General features: G+C 66.9%; 13 protein-coding genes and 1 tRNA gene. 4 read left to right on the top strand and 10 right to left on the bottom strand.

What is annotated here, in order from left to right:
• Positions 1-70: 70 nt before the first annotated feature.
• Both ACOYJQ_RS11385 and ACOYJQ_RS11380 read right to left on the bottom strand, forming a co-directional pair.
• Positions 71-1,300 carry a YncE family protein gene (locus tag ACOYJQ_RS11385; RefSeq protein ID WP_433458537.1) on the bottom strand — a complete coding sequence of 410 codons (1,230 nt, stop codon included), beginning with the start codon at positions 1,298-1,300 and terminating at the stop codon, positions 71-73.
• A gap of 75 nt (positions 1,301-1,375) precedes the next feature.
• Positions 1,376-3,655, bottom strand: coding sequence for a TonB-dependent siderophore receptor (locus tag ACOYJQ_RS11380; protein ID WP_433458535.1), 2,280 nt, complete (start codon positions 3,653-3,655; stop codon positions 1,376-1,378).
• Between the two features lie 412 nt (positions 3,656-4,067).
• Here ACOYJQ_RS11380 and ACOYJQ_RS11375 point away from each other — a divergent pair, with 412 nt between their 5' ends.
• Positions 4,068-10,052, top strand: a complete 5,985-nt coding sequence (locus ACOYJQ_RS11375; protein ID WP_433458533.1) for a DUF4214 domain-containing protein — start codon at positions 4,068-4,070, stop codon at positions 10,050-10,052.
• Between the two features lie 250 nt (positions 10,053-10,302).
• On the opposite strand, the gene ACOYJQ_RS11370 is transcribed toward ACOYJQ_RS11375, so the two are convergent.
• Both ACOYJQ_RS11370 and cpdR read right to left on the bottom strand, forming a co-directional pair.
• Positions 10,303-10,377, bottom strand: a tRNA-Val gene (locus ACOYJQ_RS11370).
• 301 nt (positions 10,378-10,678) lie between these two features.
• A complete protein-coding gene (gene cpdR, locus ACOYJQ_RS11365) occupies positions 10,679-11,041 on the bottom strand; it encodes a cell cycle two-component system response regulator CpdR (RefSeq protein ID WP_433458552.1) in 363 nt (120 codons plus the stop codon).
• A 264-nt stretch (positions 11,042-11,305) separates the two neighbouring features.
• Between cpdR and ACOYJQ_RS11360 the strand changes: the two genes are divergently transcribed.
• Together ACOYJQ_RS11360 and ACOYJQ_RS11355 are read left to right on the top strand one after the other, a co-directional pair.
• Positions 11,306-12,190 (top strand): N-formylglutamate amidohydrolase, encoded by an 885-nt coding sequence (locus tag ACOYJQ_RS11360; RefSeq protein ID WP_433458531.1) that lies wholly within the window; start codon positions 11,306-11,308, stop codon positions 12,188-12,190.
• Positions 12,191-12,241: 51 nt separating this feature from the next.
• Positions 12,242-13,258, top strand: a complete 1,017-nt coding sequence (locus tag ACOYJQ_RS11355; protein ID WP_433458529.1) for a small ribosomal subunit Rsm22 family protein — start codon at positions 12,242-12,244, stop codon at positions 13,256-13,258.
• A 109-nt stretch (positions 13,259-13,367) separates the two neighbouring features.
• Here ACOYJQ_RS11355 and ACOYJQ_RS11350 read toward each other — a convergent pair whose 3' ends face one another.
• Together ACOYJQ_RS11350 and ACOYJQ_RS11345 are read right to left on the bottom strand one after the other, a co-directional pair.
• Positions 13,368-13,682 (bottom strand): hypothetical protein, encoded by a 315-nt coding sequence (locus tag ACOYJQ_RS11350; protein ID WP_433458527.1) that lies wholly within the window; start codon positions 13,680-13,682, stop codon positions 13,368-13,370.
• Positions 13,683-13,854: 172 nt separating this feature from the next.
• A complete protein-coding gene (locus tag ACOYJQ_RS11345) occupies positions 13,855-15,918 on the bottom strand; it encodes a methyl-accepting chemotaxis protein (RefSeq protein WP_433458525.1) in 2,064 nt (687 codons plus the stop codon).
• Between the two features lie 517 nt (positions 15,919-16,435).
• On the opposite strand from ACOYJQ_RS11345, the gene ACOYJQ_RS11340 reads away from it, so the two are divergent.
• Positions 16,436-16,975: a hypothetical protein gene (locus tag ACOYJQ_RS11340; protein ID WP_433458523.1), complete on the top strand. Its 540-nt coding sequence runs from the start codon at positions 16,436-16,438 to the stop codon at positions 16,973-16,975.
• 124 nt (positions 16,976-17,099) lie between these two features.
• Here ACOYJQ_RS11340 and ACOYJQ_RS11335 read toward each other — a convergent pair whose 3' ends face one another.
• From ACOYJQ_RS11335 to ACOYJQ_RS11320, 4 genes are all read right to left on the bottom strand, one after another.
• Positions 17,100-18,365 (bottom strand): Glu/Leu/Phe/Val family dehydrogenase, encoded by a 1,266-nt coding sequence (locus ACOYJQ_RS11335; RefSeq protein WP_433458521.1) that lies wholly within the window; start codon positions 18,363-18,365, stop codon positions 17,100-17,102.
• A 278-nt stretch (positions 18,366-18,643) separates the two neighbouring features.
• Positions 18,644-19,594 (bottom strand): ABC transporter permease, encoded by a 951-nt coding sequence (locus tag ACOYJQ_RS11330; RefSeq protein ID WP_433458519.1) that lies wholly within the window; start codon positions 19,592-19,594, stop codon positions 18,644-18,646.
• Positions 19,591-20,670, bottom strand: a complete 1,080-nt coding sequence (locus tag ACOYJQ_RS11325; protein WP_433458517.1) for a putative B6 ABC transporter permease subunit 2 — start codon at positions 20,668-20,670, stop codon at positions 19,591-19,593. The genes ACOYJQ_RS11330 and ACOYJQ_RS11325 overlap by 4 nt, the downstream gene beginning before the upstream one ends.
• Positions 20,667-22,229, bottom strand: a complete 1,563-nt coding sequence (locus ACOYJQ_RS11320; RefSeq protein ID WP_433458515.1) for an ABC transporter ATP-binding protein — start codon at positions 22,227-22,229, stop codon at positions 20,667-20,669. The genes ACOYJQ_RS11325 and ACOYJQ_RS11320 overlap by 4 nt, the downstream gene beginning before the upstream one ends.
• Between the last annotated feature and the right edge of the window lie 2 nt (positions 22,230-22,231).

The raw sequence follows: 22,231 nt of genomic DNA, 5'->3' as shown, positions 1-22,231 counted from the left end.
ATTATGGCCCATTCGGGGGGCGCCCGGGGGGGGGGCCGGGGCCCCCGCGACATGCTCCGTCCGTCGGCGATCACCGCAGATCAATGCGCACCACGCTTTCCGGCTTGCCGGCCTTCTTGCCCGCGCCGTCGTTCTTGACCGTGACGTAAAGGACGTCGCCGTTCTCGCCGAAGGCGAGACTGTTGGGATGCGGCGGCAGCGCAAGCGTCTGAAGCAGGGCATAGGCGGCCGTGTCGTAGATCGTCAGCGTGCCCTTGCCTTCCTCATCGCGCAGGCCGCCCCGGTTCGTCACGTAGAGGCGCTGGCGCCTGGCGTCATGGCGCAGGCTGACGGGAAACGGATCGGTGGGCAGGTTGGCCAGCGTCTTGCCGGTGTCGGCGTCGAGCACGAACACACGATGACCGGCGCTGCGACGCTTGTATTCGGTGCCGAGCTGCATGTTGCGCATCAGATCGCGATCGACCCCCTGATCGACGCCGAACAGGCGGTTCGTCGCCGGATCGTAGACGAGATTGAGCAACTGATCGGCCTCGATCTCGAACTTGTCGACGATCTCCAGCTTCTGCGCATCGACGACGACGAGTTGCCCCTGCATGTTGGAGACGAAGACGCGGCCGTTCTTCTCGTCCAGCGCGATGCCCACGGCGTTGAAGCCGAATCCGGGAATGGTCTTTTCCAGCCTGAGCGTCCCGGGATCGACGGCGAAGAGAACGCTCTCGACGCCGAAACCCATGCCCGGCGCGAAGAGACGCCCGCTGCGGCCGTCGAACACGATCTGCCGCAGCCTGTAGGGATAGTCCTCGACGATCTTGTATTTCTTCAACTGCTCGGACGCGAAGGCGAGCTGCTTCGCGGAAGCGCCGCGCTCCCGGTACAGGTTCTCCAGGTTGACCTTTTCCACGAGCGGAATGCGCGTTTCGAGCGCGTTGCGGCCGATGTCCACGACGGCGATCGAGCCGTTGAAAGGCTGCGTCAGGTAGAGCCGCCCGGCGGCATCGTCGAGCGCGACGCCGAAGCCCTTGGACGGCAGGACGATTTCACCGGCCGGGGCGAGCGTGCGAGGGTCCAGCCGCAGAACGCGGGATTTCGCCTCGTCCTTCCAGTCGGGCGCGCTGACGAACACGGCGTCCTGACGGGAGCTGTCGGCCAGTTCCACGACATCGGGCGCGGCCGGCCGGCGCAGGATCTTCTCTTCGGTCACGACGGCGGAGGACGCGGCGACCGTTTCCGCGCCCGTGGCCGGCAGGGCGAGGAGGCCGCAGGCCGCCGCACAGGCCGCCGCCGCCAGGGTCCATGTCATTGAAAGCCTCTGGTTCACAACACTCTCCTTGAATGATTCCGCGCGCCGCCGGCGAGAGCCGGAAGCGCGGCGCGCCTACCAGCGGTAGGAAAGCGTGCCGACGATGGTGCGGCGCGGGCCGTAGACGCAGCCCTGGTTCACGGCGTAGCAGCCGGAGACATATTCCTTGTCGAAGAGGTTGTTGGCGTTGACCGCGAGGCTCACGCCCTTCAGCTTCTCCGATTGAGCGCCGAAATCGTAGGACAGCACCGCATCGACCAGCGTATAGGCCGGCACGTTGCCGCGCACGACCGGGAAGCCCGCGGCCGAATACCAGCCGGTGGAATCGCCCATCGTCACGCCGATGTAGCGCACGCCGGCGCCCAGCGAGAGGCCGCGCAGCGGGCCTTCGGAGAAAGTGTAGTGCCCCCACAGCGAAGCGGTGTGCCTGGGCACGCCCACCGGCGTGCGCCCCCGCGTGGCGGGGTTGTTGTCCTTGGTGATCTTGGCGTCGATGAACGTATAGGCGCCGATGATGTCCAGCCCTTCCAGCAGGTTGGCGCGCGCCTCCACCTCGACGCCGCGCGAGCGGATCTCGCCTTGCTGCACGCTGAAATTGGGGTTGACCGGATCGGCGGTCAGCACGTTCGTCTGGGTCAGGTTGAAGGCGGAGAGCTGGATGTAGCTGTTGAAGCCGGTCGGCTGATACTTCAGGCCGATCTCGTATTGCTCCCCTTCTGAAGGATCGAAGGTATTGCCGGCGTAATCAGTGCCGCTCACCGGCTCGAACGACGTCGAGAAACTGGCGTAGGGCGCAAGGCCGTTGTCGAACAGATAGACCACGCCGGCATTGCCGCTGAAGGCGTCGTCGGTTTCCTTGGTGCGCCGGAAGGTGGAACTGCCGGGCGCGGCCTGCGCGTTCTGGCGCGTTTCCACCCAGTCCTGACGCAGACCGAGGAGGAAGGCCCACTTGCCGAGCCGGATCTGATCCTGGGCATAAAGACCGACGTTGTTCCACTCGCGATCGGTATAGGCGACGGCGGGAGGCGTGAACGGCTGGTAATACACGGGCCGTGTGAAATCGATCGTCCGCGCCGCGCCGCCGCTGCTGAGCGAGCGGTTGGCCCAGCCATACTGGTAATCGAGACCGATCAGCGCCGTGTGGCTGAGCGCGCCGGTGTCGAAGCGCGCCTCGACCTGATTGTCGAGCACGACACCGTTCATGCGCTCGCGCGAGTAACCGGGCCGCCGCTGGATGTTGCGCAGATCGCTCGCGAGGCCGGTCGCCGCCAGCGTCCTGAACTTCGATTCGATGTGCTGGAAGCGCGCCTTCTGGCGCACCGCCCACGTCTCGTTGAAACGGTGCGAGAACTCGTAACCGATCGTCGCCGTATCGCGGCTGAAGCCCTCGAAGACCGGATCGCCGGGGAAGAAGGCGCTGCCGATCTGCCCGTTCGGATTGTTCAGCCGCGTGCCGATCGCCGGCAAGCCGCCGTAGAAGCCCGTCTCCGGGTCGCGCTGGTAGCTCGAGAGGATCGTCAGCGACGTGTCGCCGGTCGGGTTCCACGTCAGCGAGGGCGCGATGTAGAAACGCTCCTCGCGCGTATGGTCGACCTGCGTATCCGCCGCGCGGCCGAGCCCCACGATGCGATACAGCAGCTTCTTGTCGGGATCGACCGGCCCGCCGATGTCGAAAGCCCCCTGCAGGCGGTTCCACGTGCCGCCCTGCAACGATATCTCGCCGTGCGGCGTCGATTGCGGGCGCTTGCTGACCTGATTGACGACGCCGCCGGGGCTGACCTGCCCGAAGAGAACCGAAGCCGGACCGCGCAGGATTTCCACCCGCTCGAGGCCGTAGACCTCGACGGCGGGCACGGAATAGGAGATGCCGCGCTGGATCTTCAGCCCGTCCAGATAATTGATGTAGGCGGCCTGCGTGCCGCCGCCGCCGAAGCCGCGCAGGAACACGCTGTCGTAACGGCCGTTGGTCGGCCGCGTCTCCGCGACGACGCCGGCCGAATACCGCAGCGCCTGCGAGACGCTCTGCGCGCCCTGATGCACGATCTGTTCACGCGGGATGACGCTGACGGAACGGGGCGTTTCGATGAGCGGCGTGTCTGTCTTGGTCGCCGTCGCCGAGCGGCGGGCGATGTAGCCGTTGACCGGCCCCGTCGCCGTTTCCGCCGTCTCCTGCACCACGATCGTATCGAGCGTGATGGCCGACTCACCGCCCGCCCCGTTTCCGCCCGCCCGCGGCGCGGATACGGTCGCCTGCTGCGCCGATACCTGAGACGTGATCGCGAGGACGCTCGCCGTGGCCAGCAGAACGGCCTTGCCCGCGCGCCCGTAACACACTCTTCCCGACAACTTGCTCATGATTGCATACGCCCTCGACTCTTCGTCGTCATTCGGGCGCAAGATATCGCCTTTAATCACCAGCCAATAGTGCAATATTGCAACATGAAACATACAATATAGATTATAATCATAATAATTTTATAACAGCATCAAAGCTTCCGATTGCCGCCGCATATTTCTCACAGGCAAGCAACCCGTCCATTTCCGCCATGCCTGACGGAATGTCTTCTCAGGTATCGCGGCTGCATAAAAACCCGAAAGTCAATTTCCATCGAGCCGGCTCAAGTCGATATGCGATCATTTTCCGCCATAACGGCCATAAATGCCCAACTGTCACAGGAACGAAAATAATCACTCCTAGAAAAAGGCGGACTCGAAAAAAGGCGGACCCGGCCCGACCGACCCCTGTTCCTGCCGGAAGGAGTGCAGCATGCCGTCCACCAATCCCACCGCCCTGGCCGCGACCGGCCCGAACTGGCTCCTCTCCGTGCCGAACGCGCAGAGCGATCAGCATCTCGTCGTCGTGCCCGGCGGCGCCGGCAGCACGACGGCCTACACGCTCGTCTACGATCTCTACGTTCCCTCCTCGGGCGCGGGCGGATGGGTCCCGTTCTTCCAGTCGAACACGGACAACGCCAACGACGCCGATCTCTTCGGCAAGGTGAGCGGCGACGGCTTCGGCATCGGCATCGGCGGCAATTATCAGGGCAACGCCCGCCTCGACGCCTGGAACCGCATCGCCTTCACCGTCGAGGAAGCGGACGGTCAGGTCACGATCACGAAATACATCAACGGCGAGAAAGTCGGCACGCAGGTGTCGGCGGACCCGTCGCGCTACACCATCGACCGTGAAGCCGGCTTCCTGATCTTCAGCGACGAGGACGGCGAAACCTCCCCGCTCTACCTGTCCGGTTTCGCCTATGCCGGCACCGTGCTGACCGGGGCGGAGATCGCCGGCCTCGGCGGCGCGAACCGCGAGGGCATCTTCTCGGGCAAGCTGGCGGACAGTCTGGCCGCCGCCGGCGGCAGCGAGTTCCGCTTCGACAACGGCGCGCTCACGCCCGCCGTCGGCGCCGCCACGCTCACGCCGCGCAACATCGAAACGCCGGTGACGACCGCCGACGACGCCGGCATCGCCGCGGCCCCCGCGGCCGACCGCGTCCTCAGCATCCCGGCCGCCACGCCGGAGCAGGCGCTGCTCGTCACCCCCGGCGGCGCCGGCACCGCCACCTCCTACAGCATCGCCTTCGACATCTTCGTTCCCTCCGAAGGCACGAGCGGCTGGATCTCCTTCTTCCAGGCCAACCCGGAGAACGGCGACGACGCGGATCTCTTCGGCAATGTCTCAGGTGACGGCTACGGCATCGGCATCGGCGGCAATTATCAGGGCAAGGCGCAGCTCGACGCCTGGAACCGCATCGCCTTCACCGTCGACACGGCGGACGGCCAGGTCACGATCACGAAATACATCAACGGCGAGAAGGTCGGCGCGCAGGTGTCGGACGACGCGGCCCGCTACGCCATCGACCGGGAAAAGGGCTTTCTCGTCTTCTCCGACAACGACGGCGAGACCTCGCAGGTTCACGTCAGCAACTTCGCCTATATCGAATTCGCGCTGAACGAGGCGCAGTTGCAGACCTTCGGCGCCCCCGCCGCCGGGGGCATCGTGCCCGCCGGGCTGGAGGAGCTGTTCCTCGCCTTCAACGGCAGCGAGTTCCGCTTCAACGACGGCACGCTCGCCCCCGCCGTCGGCGCGGCCACGCTCACGCCGGTCAACATCGAGCCCGCCATCGAGACGCCGGCCGAAGCCGGCATTCCCGTCGTCACCGCGCCGGGCGGAGACGAGGATGCGCCGATCCGGATGCGCTCGATCAGCGACCTGCGGCTCACGAAGGACGCCGACATCCTCACCATCGACCTCGCCGGGCACTTCACCGCCGAGGGCCTCACCTTCTCGGTGACGAACTCGGACGACTCGGTCGCGACCGCGAAGCTCGTGGACGGCGACAAGCTCGAAATCGACGTCTCCGCGCTCGGCTTCTCCGACGTCAAGGTTTCCGCCGTGGACGCCGAAGGCCAGGTCTACACGGACGACTTCCGCGTCCGCGTCGCCGGCCCCAACGCCTACACCATCGCGGTGATGCCCGACACGCAGGACTACACCTACGCCGGCGCGGGGCAGGAAACCTTCAACCGCATGACGCAATGGCTCGCGGACAATGCCGGGACGCTGAACCTGCGCTTCGTGACCTCCGTCGGCGACGTCACCAACAACAACACCGTCAGCGAATGGACCATCGCGAAGGAAGCCTTCACCAAGCTGAACGGCGTGGTGCCCTACGCCCTGCTGCCGGGCAACCACGACCAGGGCGGCGGCGCCAGCGACTACACCTCCCTGCAAACGGATTATTTCTCCGTCGAGTACCTTCAGGAGCACTCGACGCTGGGCGGCGTCTACGATCAGGAGCCCGGCGAGACCAAGAACGCCTGGTACACGTTCGAGGGCTCGGACGGCACCCCATGGATCGTGGTCTCGCTCGAATTCGGCGCCCGTGACGACGTGCTGCGCTGGGCAAGCGAAGTGCTCGACACGCACGCCGATCATCGCGCCATCCTGACGACGCACCATTACACCAACATGGGCACGCGCGCCGACAACTACTCCGGCCCGCTGTTCGCCGAAGGCACCGGCAAGGACTACGGCATCGGCGCCAGCGCCGAGAACGCCAACGACGGCGAAGACATGTGGCAGGAGCTGGTCTCCACGCACAACAACATCTCCTTCGTCTTCTCGGGCCACGTCTTCGGCGACGGCGCGGAGACGATCGTCAGCTACAACGACGCCGGCGAGCCGGTGTACCAGATGTTCGTCAACTACCAGAACGGCGTCTCGCTTGAGGCCACCGGCAACGGCGACCCGGCGCGCGGCGGCAACGGCGGCAACGGCGCCATCCGCCTCGTCACCATCGATCCCGACAACGGCGGCTTCTTCACCGAAACCTACCTCGCCGACTTCGACGAATACCTCACCGGCGCGCGCGGCACCGGCGAACCCTCCCGCGACGGCTCCGGCGAGGTGGTGGAGCAGGACGACGCCGCCATCCAGCCCGTCACCTTCACCACCGACACGCTGCCGGACGGCGAGAGCGGCGTGCTGGTCGCGCCGCGCTTCAACCCGCAGAACGGCCTGCGCGTTACGCCCGGTTTCGAGCCCGCCGACGGCGGCGAGAATTTCGACGCCTACACGCTCGTCTATGACGTCAGGTTCCCGACGCAGGGCGGCCTCGCCTCGATCTTCCAGAGCGACCTGAGCAACGTTACCGACGGCGACCTCTGGCTCAACTTCCGCGGCGACCACGCCGTGATCGGCACCGACGGCCAGGACGAGGGCCGCCTGCCGCTCGACCGGTGGCTGCGCGTGGTCGTCACGCTGGAGCGCGTCGGCGAAGGCGGCTCGACCTATGTCATGAACAAATACGTCGACGGCGTGCTGCAAGGCACGCAGACGGTCGGCGCGGCCTACAACATCGGCGCGGACGGTTTCCTGCTGTTCGCCGACGACAGCAACGAGACGCCCGAGTTCTCGCTCTCCTCCTTCGCCTTCGCCGAGAAGGCGCTGAGCGCGGAAGAGGTCGCGGCGCTGGGCGGCGCGACGGCGAACGGCCCCTTCGCCGGCGGCATCGACGGCGTGAACGTGACCCAGTTCGATTTCACCGCCGGCGACTACGCGCCCACGGTCGGCGAGGGCTCCATCACCCGCGCCATCGGCTCCGGCCTCGCCCAGCAGCTCACCGGCCCGTTGCGCGAGCATCAGGAGACGTTCGACAACGTTGATCTCGGCGCGCCCTCGGCGCAGTTCCGCGCCAACGCCGGCAGCGATATCGTCGTCTCCGCCGGCGCGGAAGCCGCCGCGACGGTGCGCCTCGACGGCAGCGCCTCCGTCGACAGGCTCGGGCAGATCGCCCGCTACGAATGGGTGAACGCCGACGGCGAGATCGTCGCTGACACGCGGGAAGCCGACGTCGCGCTCGACGCCGGCGTGCACCGCCTGACGCTGCGGGCCATCACCGCCGACGGCCGTGCGAGCGCCGATCAGGTGACGGTCGCCGTCACCGACGACAGGACGCTGCTGCACGAGACCTTCGACGACGGCAACGCCGACGGCTGGACCTTGCCCGGCGAGCGCTGGCAGGTCGCGGGTTCGGCCATCTCGCGCAAGGAGACGGTCGAGGGCATCGCCGCGCCGGAAGCCGCCCTGCGCGCCTACGACGGCGCCGCCGGCGTCGCGGTCTGGAACGGCGAGGGCAGCCGGGACTGGGCGGGCTACACCGTCTCGGCCACGCTCACGGCGGAGGACCAGCTCGGCCTCGGCGTCGTCGCCTATTACAAGGACGCCGACAATTACTACCGCCTGAGCTTCGACATCGCCGACAACGCCCGTACGCTGGTGCGGGTGCGCGACGGCGTCGAAACCGTGCTGGCGCACGAAACCGCCACGAGCCCCTTCGACCGTGCCTTCGCGGTGGAGCTTGCGGTGAACGACGGCAAGCTGCTCGCCACGCTCGACGGCGAGGCGCTGTTCGGCGGCGCCGTCACCGACGAGGCGCCGCTTTCCGGCGGCACCGCGGGCGTGTGGTCGGAAGGCCAGCGCCAGGTCTTCTTCGACGACATCCTCGTGCGTCACGACACGCTGATCGCGGATGCCGGCAAGGCCGTCCGCGTCGTCGCGGATGCCGGAAGCGGCACGGCCACCGTCGCGCTGTCGGCGCTCGCGAGCCTCGGCCTCGACGCCGCCGGCGACATCGCCTGGAGCCGGGACGGCGTCGTGCTGGCCAACGGCGCGCAGGCCGAGGTTGCGCTCGATGCCGGCACGCATCTGCTGCGCCTCGATCTCGCCGGCGAGGCGGGCCGCGCCAGCGACACGGTTCAGGTGGAGGTGATCGCGGCCTCCGACGTGCTGCTCCACGAGGATTTCTCGGACGGCGAGGCACAGGGTTTCCGCTTCGTCGACGAGGGCGAACTCGGCGCCCCCGCCGACTGGTCGGTGCGGGACGGCGCGCTGCAACAGGCCGCCAACCGCTTCAGCCGCGAACTGGGCGGCAGCGGCAGCACCGCCCCCACGGCGGAATGGAACCTCAACTGGAGCCCGCTGGGCGACGGCATCCATGCCCTGCGCAAGGGCGCCTATGCCGTCTACGAGGGTGAGGGCGCGTCGGAATGGCGTGACTACAGCGTCGAGACCACCTTCACCGCCACCTCGGGCGCCGCCGTGGGCCTGCTCCTGCACTATCAGGACGCGGACAACTACTACAAGTTCGAGCTCGACAACGACACGGGCCTGCCGCAGCTCTTCAGCCTGAAGGACGGCATCGAACAGACGCTCTGGCAGGGGCCGCATCGCTACGACACCGACGGTGCCAACCACCTGCGGGCGGATATCGTCGACGGCAAGGTGCAGGTCTGGCTCAACGGCACGGCGCTGTTCACGAAGCCGATCGAGATCCACGACACCGAGAAGGGCACTTTCGGCCTCTACAACTGGCGCGCCGGCGACGGCGTCACCTACGACGACGTGCGGGTCGTGAACCTGCGGGATGCGGATTACGAGATCGCCGACAACGAATTCGGCGGCCGCGACATCTTCCTGCACGATGCCGGCGCGCTGGTGCCGGCGCTCGGCACGACCGCCCGCGACCGGGTGTTCTATGACGGCGAGCAAACCGTCATCGTCCTGCCGGACACGATCGAGCAGGGCGCGCTGCTCGACGCGAGCGGCGACAGCCTGCTGCTCGGCAACGCGCTCGACAACGTTCTGCTCGGCAACGCCGGCAACAACCGTTTCATCGAAAGCGCGGGCAACGACCGCGTCGACGGCGGCCGGGGCCACGACACGCTGGTGCTGACCGGCCGCGCGGCCGATTACACCATCGGCATCGAGGGCGGTCTGGTGCATGTCACCAATACGGCGACCGGCTCGGTGCAGCGCGTGAGCGATGTCGAGGCTCTCGCCTATGCCGACGGAAACGCGCCGTTGCTCGCCGCCGGCCAGAGCGACATCCACGGCCTCTACCGCGCGTTCCTCGGCCGCGAGCCGGACGGTGAGGGCTTCGACTACTGGCTCGGAAGCGGCCTCGCGGGCGAGGATGTCTGGTCGATCGCCGACCACTTCGCCGCCTCCGACGAGTTCGCGGCCCGCAGCCAGGCGCTGGACACGGCGGCCTTCGTCAATGCGCTCTACGCGGATGTGCTGGCGCGCGATGCCGACGACGCGGGCAGGGACTACTGGACGCGGCAGATCGACGAAGGCAGCATGTCGCGCGCCAGCGTGGCTCTCTCCTTCGCGCGCAGCGACGAAGCGCAGAACAACGTCGGCCTGCTGATTCCGCCGGCGGACCTCTGGCCCGAGCTGGCGTAATCGCGACAACGCGAGGGGGCGGCCGCCCCCTCGCCCATCGGCGGATGACCGAATCGGATTCGGCCTCCGCCCGACCGGAGGACGGCACGAATCGGCACGGGCCTGCCGGCAACGATGTTCGGATGAAGATGAAAACCGATTCGCAATCTTCGCGAAACCGCGTCGACGCCGGTAAACCGGCACTCTGAAAGAAATCGGTAGAATCAGATACGGGATCGGCTGCCCCCGGCAACCGATCCCGCTCGCATGATGGTGGGCGCGACAGGGATCGAACCTGTGACCCCTACGATGTCAACGTAGTGCTCTCCCGCTGAGCTACGCGCCCTATCCCGTCCATCCCGCCCGGATGAGCGAGTGTCCATGAAAGGTGTATGGCTTCATACAGACTTTGCAGGGCAAATCAAGCGAAACGTGACTGCCGCAACCTGTATGTGAACGGCACCCGGCATAAGAAACCGGATGCCTCCCCGTGGCGGCGGAAACGATGCGCCACGTCCATGGCCATGCGCTATAGCGCGCCCGTCACGGCCATGCAAGCCGGAACATGAAGTTGGCCGGCAAACCTGTGGAAAGTTCGGCGGCAGGCCCGCCGTCGCCCGGCGCGGCGCCGGGAAACGGACGCGGCCCTATGCCACCAGAAGCTTCTCGACCTCGCCGACGAGCTCACGCAGATGGAAGGGCTTGGACAGCACCTTGGCATCCCGCGGGGCCTGCGAATCGGGATTGAGCGCGACCGCGGCGAAACCGGTGATGAACATCACCTTGATATCCGGGTCGAGTTCCGTGGCGCGGCGCGCCAGTTCGATACCGTCCATTTCCGGCATCACGATATCGGTCAGGAGCAGCTCGAACGGTTCCTCCCGCAGCCTGTTGTAGGCGGAAAGCCCGTTGTCGTAGGACGCGACGTCGTAGCCCGCGTTTTGCAGGGCCTTGACGAGAAAGCGGCGCATATCGTTGTCGTCTTCGGCGAGAAGGATCTTGTTCATGATTGAATTCTTGGCTGAATCACGACTGATGATTCCTGGCTGATCTTGGCGAGTGTCGGGACCTTTCGCCCTGTCGCGGCGATCGGATTGCGGCGGACGGCATTCCGGCCGCCAGGAGAGCGGCGGCCGGCACGATGCTGCGCCTATCAAGCAGCGCCGATCGTAAATTTGGCGTGAAGGCCGGCGGCCCCGCCGCGCATTTGCGCGCGAACCATGGACACGGGGCTACAAAAACGCCACTATGTGACAAAAGAGCAATGGCGAGACATGCAGCAGAGTATAGGCGACTTCGATCCCCCCTTCACCATCTTTGAGCCCGTCGCGCATCTGTCGCCAGTGGTTTTCAACGTGCCCCACGCGGGGCGGGTCTATCCGCAATCCTTTCTGGACAGCGCCCGCCTCGGGCCGCTGGCGCTGCGCCGTTCGGAAGACGCCTGGGTCGACCGGCTGTTCGCCGGCGTGGTGCAGCTCGGCGCGCCGCTGATGGTGGCCCATTTTCCGCGTGCCTATCTCGATCTCAACCGGGAGCCCGGCGAGCTGGATCCGCGGCTGTTCCGGGAGCCGCCGCCGCCTGACGCGAACACGCGCTCGGCGCGGGTGGCCGGCGGGCTCGGCACGATTCCGCGCGTCGTGGGCGACGGGCAGGAGATCTACTCCGGCCGCATCTCCCTCGAATCGGGGCTCGCGCGCGTGGAATCGCTCTATAGGCCCTATCATCGCGCGCTTGGCCTGCTGCTCGACCGCACGGTAGCGCGCTTCGGCTGCGCGGTGCTGGTCGACTGCCACTCCATGCCCGCTCCCGCCGGCGGGCGTCGCGGGCCGCCGCCCGACATCGTGCTGGGCGACCGATTCGGCATGAGCTGCGCGCCGGCGCTGATCGCCTTTCTCGAATCGGGCTTCCGGCGGCACGGTTATCAGGTTGTCCGCAACCGCCCCTACGCCGGCGGCTTCATCACCGAGCACTACGGCGCGCCGGCGATCGGCCGCCACGCGCTCCAGGTGGAAATCAACCGGACGCTGTACATGGACGACGCGACGCTCGCTCCCGACGAGGGCTTCGACCCGCTGGCGCGGGATCTCACGGATGTCTGCGCCGCGCTGTTGAAGGCCCTGCCCGGTCTCGTCATGCCGTTGCGCCATGCGGCGGAATAGGGCAAACGGACGGCTGGCCGCCCGGCCTGAACACACGTTCCGGGACAATTCATGGAACTTCCCGCTCCCCTGCGCCGCGCCGTCGACGCCGCCCTTGAAGGACAGCCCGTCGCCGACCTCGCGCGGTCGGCCGCGGCGTTGTCGGCACGCTACCGGGCGGAAGTCCGCGACGGCCGCTACCACCTGTCCGACGATGGCGCCGCCCGCGCCTATCTCGCCGCCCGCCTGCCCGCGACCTATGCCGCCGTTCACGCCGCGCTCGCAATGGCGGCGAAAGCCCGGCCGGATTTCGCCCCCGCGACGCTGCTCGATGTCGGCGCCGGCCCCGGCACCGCGCTATGGGCCGCCACCGACCTGTGGCCATCCTGCACCGATGCCCTGATGATCGAGGGCAGCGCGCCCGTCAGGCTCTGGGGAGAACGGTTGTCCCGCGCGCTGGCATCCGACGCCGCCTCACTGGCCATCACCTGGCGGGCCGGCGACATTCTCGCCGGGGAGCGGCCGGACGACCCGTTGCACACCGCTCCGCGCGACCTGGTGACGATGGCCTATGTGCTCGACGAGATCGCTCCGGCACAACGGCCCGCACTCGTCGCGCGGCTGTGGACGCTGACCGCCGGAGTGCTGGCCATCGTGGAACCCGGCACGCCGGCCGGCTATGCGCGCATCATGACCGCGCGTGCGCAGCTGATAGCCGCCGGCGCGCATATCCTCGCGCCCTGCCCCCACGCCCTGCCCTGTCCGCTGGTGCAGCCGGACTGGTGTCATTTCTCCCGGCGGGTGGCCCGCTCGCGCATCCATCGCCTGACGAAGGGCGCGGAAGTACCTTGGGAAGACGAAAAATATGTCTTCATGGCCGCCTCCCGCCTTCCGGCTTCAGCCGCGTTGCCCGCGCGGGTGCTCGCGCCGCCGAAGACGGCCAGCGGCCGCGTGTCGCTCATGCTGTGCCGGGAAAACGGCAGCGCAGGAGAACAAGGCTTCAGCCGCCGCGACGGCGAACGCTACCGCAGCGCCCGAAAGGCCGCGTGGGGCGACGCTCTGGATTCCTTTGTTCCGAGCGAATTCTGATCGTTCAAACGATTCCGTTTGAACGGAACACGCTCCAGCAACCGGCAGGCGCACAGGCATTCAGGCAGGAGAACGTACCGATGCGCAGGAAGCGCATCGGGAGGAAGGCTTACCAGCAGCCCCAGCGGTTGCAGCGCGGGCCCCAGCCGCCGTAATAATAATTGTTGGACCTGGTGGCGCTGGCGCCGACCACCGCGCCGCCGATCACGCCCGCCGCGGTGCCCACGGCGACCTGCGTGGCCGCCTGATCCGCCTGACGGCGATTCTCGGCATAGGCCGCGTTGGCGCAATCGTCGAACCGCTTGGTGCCGGGCTTGAGGCCGGCGCTCAGGCACACGCGCTCGGCGCTGTACATCGATTCCTGCGTGCTCTGACATCCCGCCAACGCGGTGGTCAACGCCGCAACCAACAAAACCATACGCATGGGACCCCCTCCAGACGCATCATGACAGGACCGGTTCCGGCCAACACGGGAACCGACCGTTACATACACTTTTTATCCGCCGCGTGTCATTCCCCTTATGAGAGGAAACACCCCCGAAGGCGTCATTTATGTCGTCCTGACGCCGCGATACGTCCCGCCATATCGGCTGCGCTCACGCCGCCGCGACGTCGGACAGGAAGCGTTCGATCTCGGTCTCCAGCGCCCTGGTCTGTTCCGTCATCGCCTTCGCGGCTTCCAGCACCTCCTCGGCGGTCTGATTCGTCTGCTCGATGGTCCCGGCCAGTTGCGCCATGTTGTTGGTGACGCCCTCGGTGCCTTGCGCGGCCTGAAGCACGCTGCGCGAGATATCCTGCGTCGCGGCGTCCTGCTCGGTGACGGCCGTCGAGATGGAGGTGGTGTAGGTGTTCACGTCGGTCATGGTGCGGGCGATGTTGCCGATCGCCGCCACCGCCTCCGCTGTGGAAGCCTGAATGGAGGCGATCTGCGCCGCGATCTCCTCCGTGGCCTTCGAGGTCTGGTTGGCCAGTTCCTTCACCTCGGACGCGACGACGGCGAACCCCTTGCCGGCTTCACCGGCGCGCGCGGCCTCGATGGTCGCGTTCAGGGCGAGCAGGTTGGTCTGACCGGCGACCGCCTGGATGAGGCTGATCACCTCGCCGATATGCTGCGCGGCGGCGGCCAGTTCCTCCACCTTGACATTGGCGGATTGCGCGCCGGACGCCGCTTGCGCCACCACATCGGAGGTGCGGTTGATCTGGCCGGAGATCTCGGCGATGGACGCCGCCAGTTCCTCCGATGCGGAAGCGACGGTCTGCATGTTGTCGGACGCGCGCATGCCCGCCGCGGAGGTGGCCTGGGCGTTCTCGTGGCTTTCGCGCGCGGCCTCGCTGAGCGCTCCGGCCGTGCTGTCGAGGCCGCGCGAGGTGGCTTCCGACCGTTCGAGCAGGGCGAGAATGGTTTCGCGGAACGCGCCGATCAGGCTTTCGATGCGCGCCTGCCGCGCCTCGCGGGCCTCGTCCTCCCGCGCCTGGGTCTCCTCAAGCGCCCTGCGGGCGACGGCGTTGTCGCGAAATGTCTCGACCGCCCGCACCATATCGCCGATCTCGTCTTTTCTCTCGGCGTTGTCGATGGCGACGGAGGTATCGCCCTCGGCAAGCCGGCGCATGGTGCGCGTGAGGCGAACGATGGGCCGCGCCAGCGTTTTCGCGCCGAACCACGTCAGCACGAGCGCGACCATCAAACAGGCGAGCCCGACGAGAATCATCGCCCCGCGCGCTTCGGCGACGCTGCCGGTGACGACCGAGATCGGCGCGTCCAGAACGACATACCAGATTTCCTGCACGTCATCGAAATGCACGGGCATGACCGCGCGGAACGCCTCGCCCTCATCGATGACGAGACCGTCGCGCGCCGCCTCCGCCATCAGCGAGGCAAGGCCCGGATCGCCGACGGGCCGCCCCATCAGCGCGGCATCCTCATGCGCCGCCCAGTGCCCGTCATGGCTGACGAGACGGATACGGCCCTCCCCGAACGGGCGCAACTGCGACAGCGCCGACGCGAGGCTCGATACGGACAGATCAAGCGTCGCGACACCGATCGCCTCGCCGTTCAAAAGACGGACCAATACGCTGACCGTCGTCATCAGTATCTTCTGCCCGCCGACATCGTAGAGGTAGGGAGGCGTGACAAGCGGGCGCTCCTCGCTCATCGGCTTCTCATACCATTCCTTGACGCCATCGCCCTCGGTCATGCCGAGCCTTTCGATCTTCACGGCGCCGTCGGCGCGATACGCGTAGGGAATGAAGCGCTTCTGCTCGTCGAACTGGGGATGGCCGAAGAACGCGGCCCCGTAGCCGCCCAGCTTCTCCGTCTCGATGACGAGACCGCCGCCCACCCGGTCGGTGCGGGAGAACACCGTCTGCCGCAGGATGCCCTCGAGCAGCTCGGGCGCGGGCGCGTAGGCATCCCGCTGCTCGATCAGGCCGATCATCGCCGCCACGGACGTGCCGAGACTCTCATAGGCGGGGTTGATCACGCCGCGCACCTTTTCGGCGCTCAACTGCAACTGCGACCGCGTCACTTCCCGGACCTGATCGATGACGCGGCGCGACAACATGGACGAACCGACGGCGGTCACGGCCGCGACGGCGGCCAGCAACAGAATGCCAACCGCTATCACCAGCTTGAAACGCATAGGCAAATTGGCAAAAGACATAAAACGCATCCCACCAGCGACCGGAAGAGCCGGCGTTCGGACAAGGCAACGGCACCCGCAGGACCGGCCCGAATGCCCGAACACAGCAAGAACGGGAAACATATTCCCAGTATAAGGTTGTCATGAGAACGCATAATGTCCGTTGGTGACATGCTCATGACGCACGTGTCAAAATATTTACATAGTATTTTTATATTTTATATAATACAAAAACTGTCATTAATTCTCTATGTAATCAATAATGACAATTATATCAAATAAAAAAATATTTATAAAACTAAAATTTCCTGACTTTCTGAATGTAAATGCTGAAAAATTGTCTATCAATCATATTCCGGCCTCAAGACCTCGCGTTGAAGGCCCTGAGTTGACGCGCCCGGAATTCACATGCTATCTTCGAAAGTCGTTGTTGCGTGGATTTTATCACGCACGAAGTTGGTTTTTCAATGACTGTTAACGGTATCCAGCAATACTGTATGATTAAAGACTTGGCATTCGGATTTTCAGGAGATTATTGATGGCTTTTATTGGCGGAGATCCGCGGCGCGCGGCTTACTTTGAAGATACTGGCGCACCGACTATTCAAGACCTTGATAAGAAAGGTGAAGTGCCGACTGACGCCCCATTTAAGTCCACAACCACTTGGTCCGAAGCATTTAAGCACGTTACGGACATTATCCGTATGCACGGAGAGGGCGCTGTTGGCCTGCTCAATCCAGATAAAGAGGTTGCCAGCAGCAATCTGGCGTACAAGAAGAGCAGCTGGATACAATTTTTCTCCAGCCTCTTCAGCAGCACTAGCAGGGCTGAAAACAAGGCCATAAAGCGAGCCTTCGTCGATTCAACCTTCGATAACATCGTCAACAATGCCGAACCGCCATTTGACAATATTGCGAAAGACATGTTGACGAAGAAACTGAACGCCGTCATCAATCCCGATTCCGGCAGACCGCTGACCGGACGCGTCATTAACGTGGTCGATACCATTTCGGTGAATGAAATCCGTAGTCAGGCGGAGAGGGCCAATCGTCTCCTTGATGGCGCCATCAATATTTGAATAATCGGCATTCGCTCGAAAAAACAAGCCTTTTCCGATTTCGCGAAATCGGAAAAGGCTCTGCCATTTTTTCCCTGAAGGAAACTCTGGCCGATCGGACGTTTCCGTCCGATCGGAAAACGCGTCAGCTCGCGAAGAAGGGCTGCGTGCCGTGCGCCTCGATGGCGGCGGCGAGGCGGGAAAGGGCGTGGATGTAGGCCGCCGTGCGCCAGGTGACGCCGCGCTCACGCGCGATCTCCCAGATGGCCCGGCCTTCCCGCACCATGATCGTGCGCAGCCGCTCGTGCACCTCGTCGAGCGTCCAGGCGTAGCCCTGCCTGTTCTGCACCCACTCGAAATAGGAGACGGTGACGCCGCCGGCGTTGGCCAGAATGTCCGGCAGCACCGTCACCTTCTTCGCCGCGAGAATGGCGTCCGCCTCGGGCGTCACGGGGCCGTTGGCCAGTTCCAGAATGACCTTGGCCTTGATGCTTTCGGCGTTGCCCTCGTGGATCATGCTCTCCAGCGCGGCAGGCACGAGCAGGTCGGTGTCCACCGAGACGAGCTCTTCCGCCGCCAGAAGCTGATGCCCGGCGGTCCCGGCGGTGGAAGCCACGGACTTGCCCGCCGCCTTCGTGCGGATCAGCAGATCGACGTCGAGGCCATCGGGCGAATAGACCGCGCCGGAGGAATCCGAAACCGCCACGATCAGGTTGCCGTCTGCGGCCAGCAGCGACGCGATGAACTGGCCGGCATTGCCGAAGCCCTGGACGGCGACGCGGGTGCGCCCTTCCAGCCCGAGCTGGACGGCGAGATCGCGCACCAGATAATAACCGCCGCGCGCCGTCGCATCCTCGCGCCCCACCGAGCCGCCGAGCGCGATCGGCTTGCCGGTGATGACGGCCGGGGACGCCTGACCGACGATCTGCGAATACTCGTCGGCCATCCAGCCCATGATCATCGAGTTCGTGTAGACGTCGGGTGCCGGAATGTCCCGGTCGGGCCCGACGATGCGGGCGAACGCCTGGATGTAGGAACGGGACAGGCGCTCCAGCTCCGCCTTGGACAGCTTGCGCGGATCGACGCTGACCGCGCCCTTGCCGCCGCCGTAGGGCAGGTTCATGACGGCGCACTTGAACGTCATCCAGAAGGCGAGCGTCTCCACCTCGTCCTCGTTGGAATCGGGGTGGAAGCGAATGCCGCCCTTCGTCGGCCCCCGCGTGTCGTCGTAGCGGCAGCGCCAGGCGAGAAACGACTTGCGCGAACCGTCGTCCATGCGAATCATCAGGCGGACCTTGGTCGTCTCGCGCGGATATTTCAGCTTCTCGATCACGTCAGGGTCCACTTGCAGGTGGCTGGCGGCTTCGTCGAGACGGACGAGGGCGAGATCGAGAAGGCTGTGGTGAGACATCGTGACTCCTGCGGAAAATTTAATGCATCTGATGGTGAAATGTGCATTTGGCGACAATAAGGGCACATCATGCGCATCGTTTGTGCATTCTCAAGGAAATAAAACGACGTCGCTGTCAAGCCAAAAAACACAATATATATGTGTCAGACATCATTTTTGATATATTCTACATGGTTCAGGCGCGGATTGCGGCCATACGGCGCAAAGCCGGCGACGGTGACGGACTGTTGCAGGCGCAGCCGCGGGCGGCCGGGCGAGGCGCGGAGAAGGCTGCCGACTCACGTTCTTTCGCGATCCCAGGTTTCGCCGAGCGCCGCCGGCAGCGCGCCCCTGCGCCCGAACAGCGCCAGTACCAGCAGCACGGCGGCGAAGGGCAGCATCTGCACGATATCGGTCGGCGCATCGACGCCCGCCACCTGCAAGGCCGTGGCCGCCGAGAGGCAACCGCCGAACAGCAGCGCCCCCGCCAGCACCAGCAGGGGCCGGCCGCGCGCGAGCATCGCCAGCACGATGGCGATGAAACCCGCGCCGTTCGTCATGAACGGCACGAAGACGCCCGCGCCGACGATGGCCATGAACCCGCCGCCGAGCCCGGCCAGCGCGCCCGCCGCCAGCACGGCGACCGTGCGCACGCGCCGCACGTTCCCGCCTGCAGCGTCGAGCGCGCGCGGGCCGTCGCCGGCCGCGCGCAGGGCAAGCCCCGCGTGCGTCAAGCGATAGAGCGCCGCGCAGAGGGGCACGAGCAGCAGCGCGACATGCACCATCGGCGGCCTGTCGAAGACGGCCGGGCCGATCAGCGGCAGATGCGCCAGCCCCGGCGCCGCCCACGACGCGGCGGCCGGCAGGCGGGGATAGGACTGCGCGAAACTCAGATGATGCAGGATCGCCGTCAGCCCCTCCAGCCCCAGCAGCAGCGCGATGCCGATGACGATCTGGTTGAGGCCGAGCCGCACGGCGAGCCCGGCCATGACGGCGCCGGCCAGCAGCCCCGCGCCGAGCGCGGCGCCGAGGCCCGCCGCCGCGCCCCAGGGGGAAGCGCCCATATGCAGCGTGACGATGAAGCCCGCGTAGGCGCCCGCCAGCATCATGCCTTCGAGACCGATGTTGAGCACGCCCGCCTTCTGCGACATCTGCTCGCCGAGCCCGGCCAGCAGCAGCGGCACGCCGGCCGTCACCGCCCCGGTGAGCAGCGCCGTCAGAAAGGCTTCGGTCAGCAGGCCGCCGCTCACGCCGCGAGCCCCCCGACGCCCCGTCTTGCCGCCGCCCGTCTTGCCGCCGCCCGTCTTGCCGCCGCATGCCTCGCCGCCCGCTGTTCCACCATCTCGCCCAGCGCCAGCGCGACGAGCAGGATGGCGACGATCAGCAGCGTGACGAAATTGGGCACGCCGAAACGGCGCGCGGCGCTCTCGCCGCCGATCGACAGCACCGAGAACAGAAACACAAACAGAATGGTCGCGAAGCCGTTGAAGCGCGCCAGAAACACCAGCGGCACCACGGCAAGGCCGTAGGCCGGGTTCCAGTCCGCCCGCACGTTGCCGGCGACGCCCAGCACCTCCACCGCCCCCGCGAGCCCCGCCAGCGCCGCCGACAGCCCAAAGGCCGCCAGCGTCAGCAGCGGCACGTCGAGCCCCGCGTGGGCGGCCGCCCGCGGATTGGCGCCCACCACCCGCAGCCGCAGCCCGAAAGCCGTCGCCGCCATCAGCCAGTGGACGGCGAGCACCGCCACGACACCGATGATCACGCCGCCGGAAACGGTGGTGTCCATCAGGCGCGGCAAGCGATCGGCGACCGGCAGCGTCACCGTCTGCGGCACGGTCGTGGTCGGATCGCGAAAGGCGAGCTTGATCAGCAGGTTGACGAGGGATGCGCCGAGAAGGCTCATCATCAGCGTCGAGATGATCTCGTTGACGCCGCGAAAGGCCCGCAGCAGCGCCGGCAGCACCGCCCATGCCGCGCCCACGGCGGCGGCCAGCAGGAAGCTGGCGAGCCAGGCGAGCCAGAGCGGCAGCGCGGCGGCAAGCGACGGCGCGGCCGCCGCCACGCAGACGGCGGCGAGCAGAAACTGGCCGTCGCCGCCGAGATTCCAGACGCCGGCCCGGAAAGCCACGATGAGGCTCGCCGCCACCAGCAGCAGCGGCGCCATGCGCGTGACCGACGCCTGCAAGCCGGAGGGCGAGAGCAGCCCGCGCCGCAGCACCTGCGCGAAATAGCCGGGCGGATCGACGCCGAGCAGATAGAGCAGCAGCGCCGTCAGCACGAAGGCGAGCGCGAGCGGCCCCGCCACCACAAGCACGAAGCGCCTCATGCCGCGCGCTCCGTTCCGCCGCCCCTGTCGCTGAGGAGCGCGCCCACCCGCTCGCGCGCGCCCTCGCCGTTGGCGAGCCGCGCCACGATCCGCCCGCCGCGCATCACGGCGATCGCGTGCGCCAGTTCCAGCAATTCGTCGAGGTCGGTCGAGATCAGCAGCACGGCAAGCCCCGCCGCCGCCGCCTCGCGGATACGGCGGCGCGTCGCCGCCGTGGCGCGCAGGTCGAGACCGTGGGTCGGATTGGCGAAGACGATGGCGCGCGCGCCGCCCGCCAGTTCGCGCGCCAGCACGACCTTCTGGACATTGCCGCCCGAAAGCGTGCCGACCGGCGCATGCGGGCCGGGGGTTCGGATGTCGAAGGCGGCGATGGCCGCGCGCGCATGCGCCGCGATGGCGGCGGGGCGCGCCACGCCGCCGCGCCAGAACGGCGCATCGCCGATGCGCTTCAGCAGCAGGTTGAGCGCCACCGACAGCGCGCCGACGCTTCCCTCGCCCAGCCGGTCGTCGCTGACATGGCGCAATCCGCGCCGGTAACGCCCGCCGGCGTTGAGGCGTCCGAGCGGCGCGCCGTCGAGCGTCACGGTGCCGGCGGTCGCCGGCCGCTGGCCGGCCAGCGCCTCGGCAAGCTGGCGCTGGCCGTTGCCCTCGATGCCGGCGATGCCGAGAATTTCCCCCGCCGCCAGAGCCAGATCGATGCCGGCGAGCGGCATCACGGGATCGTCGGCGGCAAGCCCCTCCACCCGCAACACCGGCACGGACGACAGCGATGAACCGGGCGCCGGCGCGTCTTCGGGCGCCCCCGCCTCGTCGGCGTCGAACATCAGCCGCACGAGCCTGTCGCGCGCCGTCTCCCGACGCCAGTCGCCGGCCGGCAGCGGCGCGATCTCCGCCACCTTGCGGCCCCGGCGCAGAATGGTGATGCGGTCGCCGAAATCGCGCGCCTCGTCGAGCTTGTGGGTGACGAAGCCGACGGCGAGGCCCTGTGCCGCCAGCCGGCGCATCAGTTCGCCCAGCTTCGCCACCTCCTGCGGCGAGAGCATCGCCGTCGGCTCGTCCAGCATCAGCACCCGGCTGCCGCGCATCAGCGCCCGCGCGATTTCCACGCGCTGGCGCTCGCCCGGCGTCAGCGATCCGGCCAACCGGCCGGTATCGAGCGCGAAATGCGGGTCCACGAGCCGCGCGGCGGCTTGCAGGCGCGCGGCGAGGCCGCGCCGGTCGACCGGGCGCCACCACGGCCCGCCGAGCGCCGCATTCTCGACGAGGCTGAGGGTCGGCACGAGCTGCGCGTGCTGGAAGACGGTGCCGATGCCGCGCCGCAGCGCCTCGCGCGGCGAGCCGATGCGGCGCGGCACGCCGTCGATGCGGATTTCACCCGCATCCGGCTGCCGCATGCCGGAAAGAATGGCGGCGAGCGTGGATTTGCCCGCGCCGTTCTCGCCCAGCAGCACATGCACCTCGCCCGGCCACAGCGCGAGATCGACGCCCGCGAGCGCGCATACGCCGGGATAGGATTTCCCGATGCCGGCGAGCGCGACGGCCGGACACGGTGCGTTCATGC

It is taken from the genome of Pseudochelatococcus sp. (assembly GCF_050946405.1).
Taxonomy (GTDB): Bacteria; Pseudomonadota; Alphaproteobacteria; order Rhizobiales; family Beijerinckiaceae; genus Pseudochelatococcus.
This window is presented reverse-complemented; position numbering and strand designations above follow the sequence as displayed.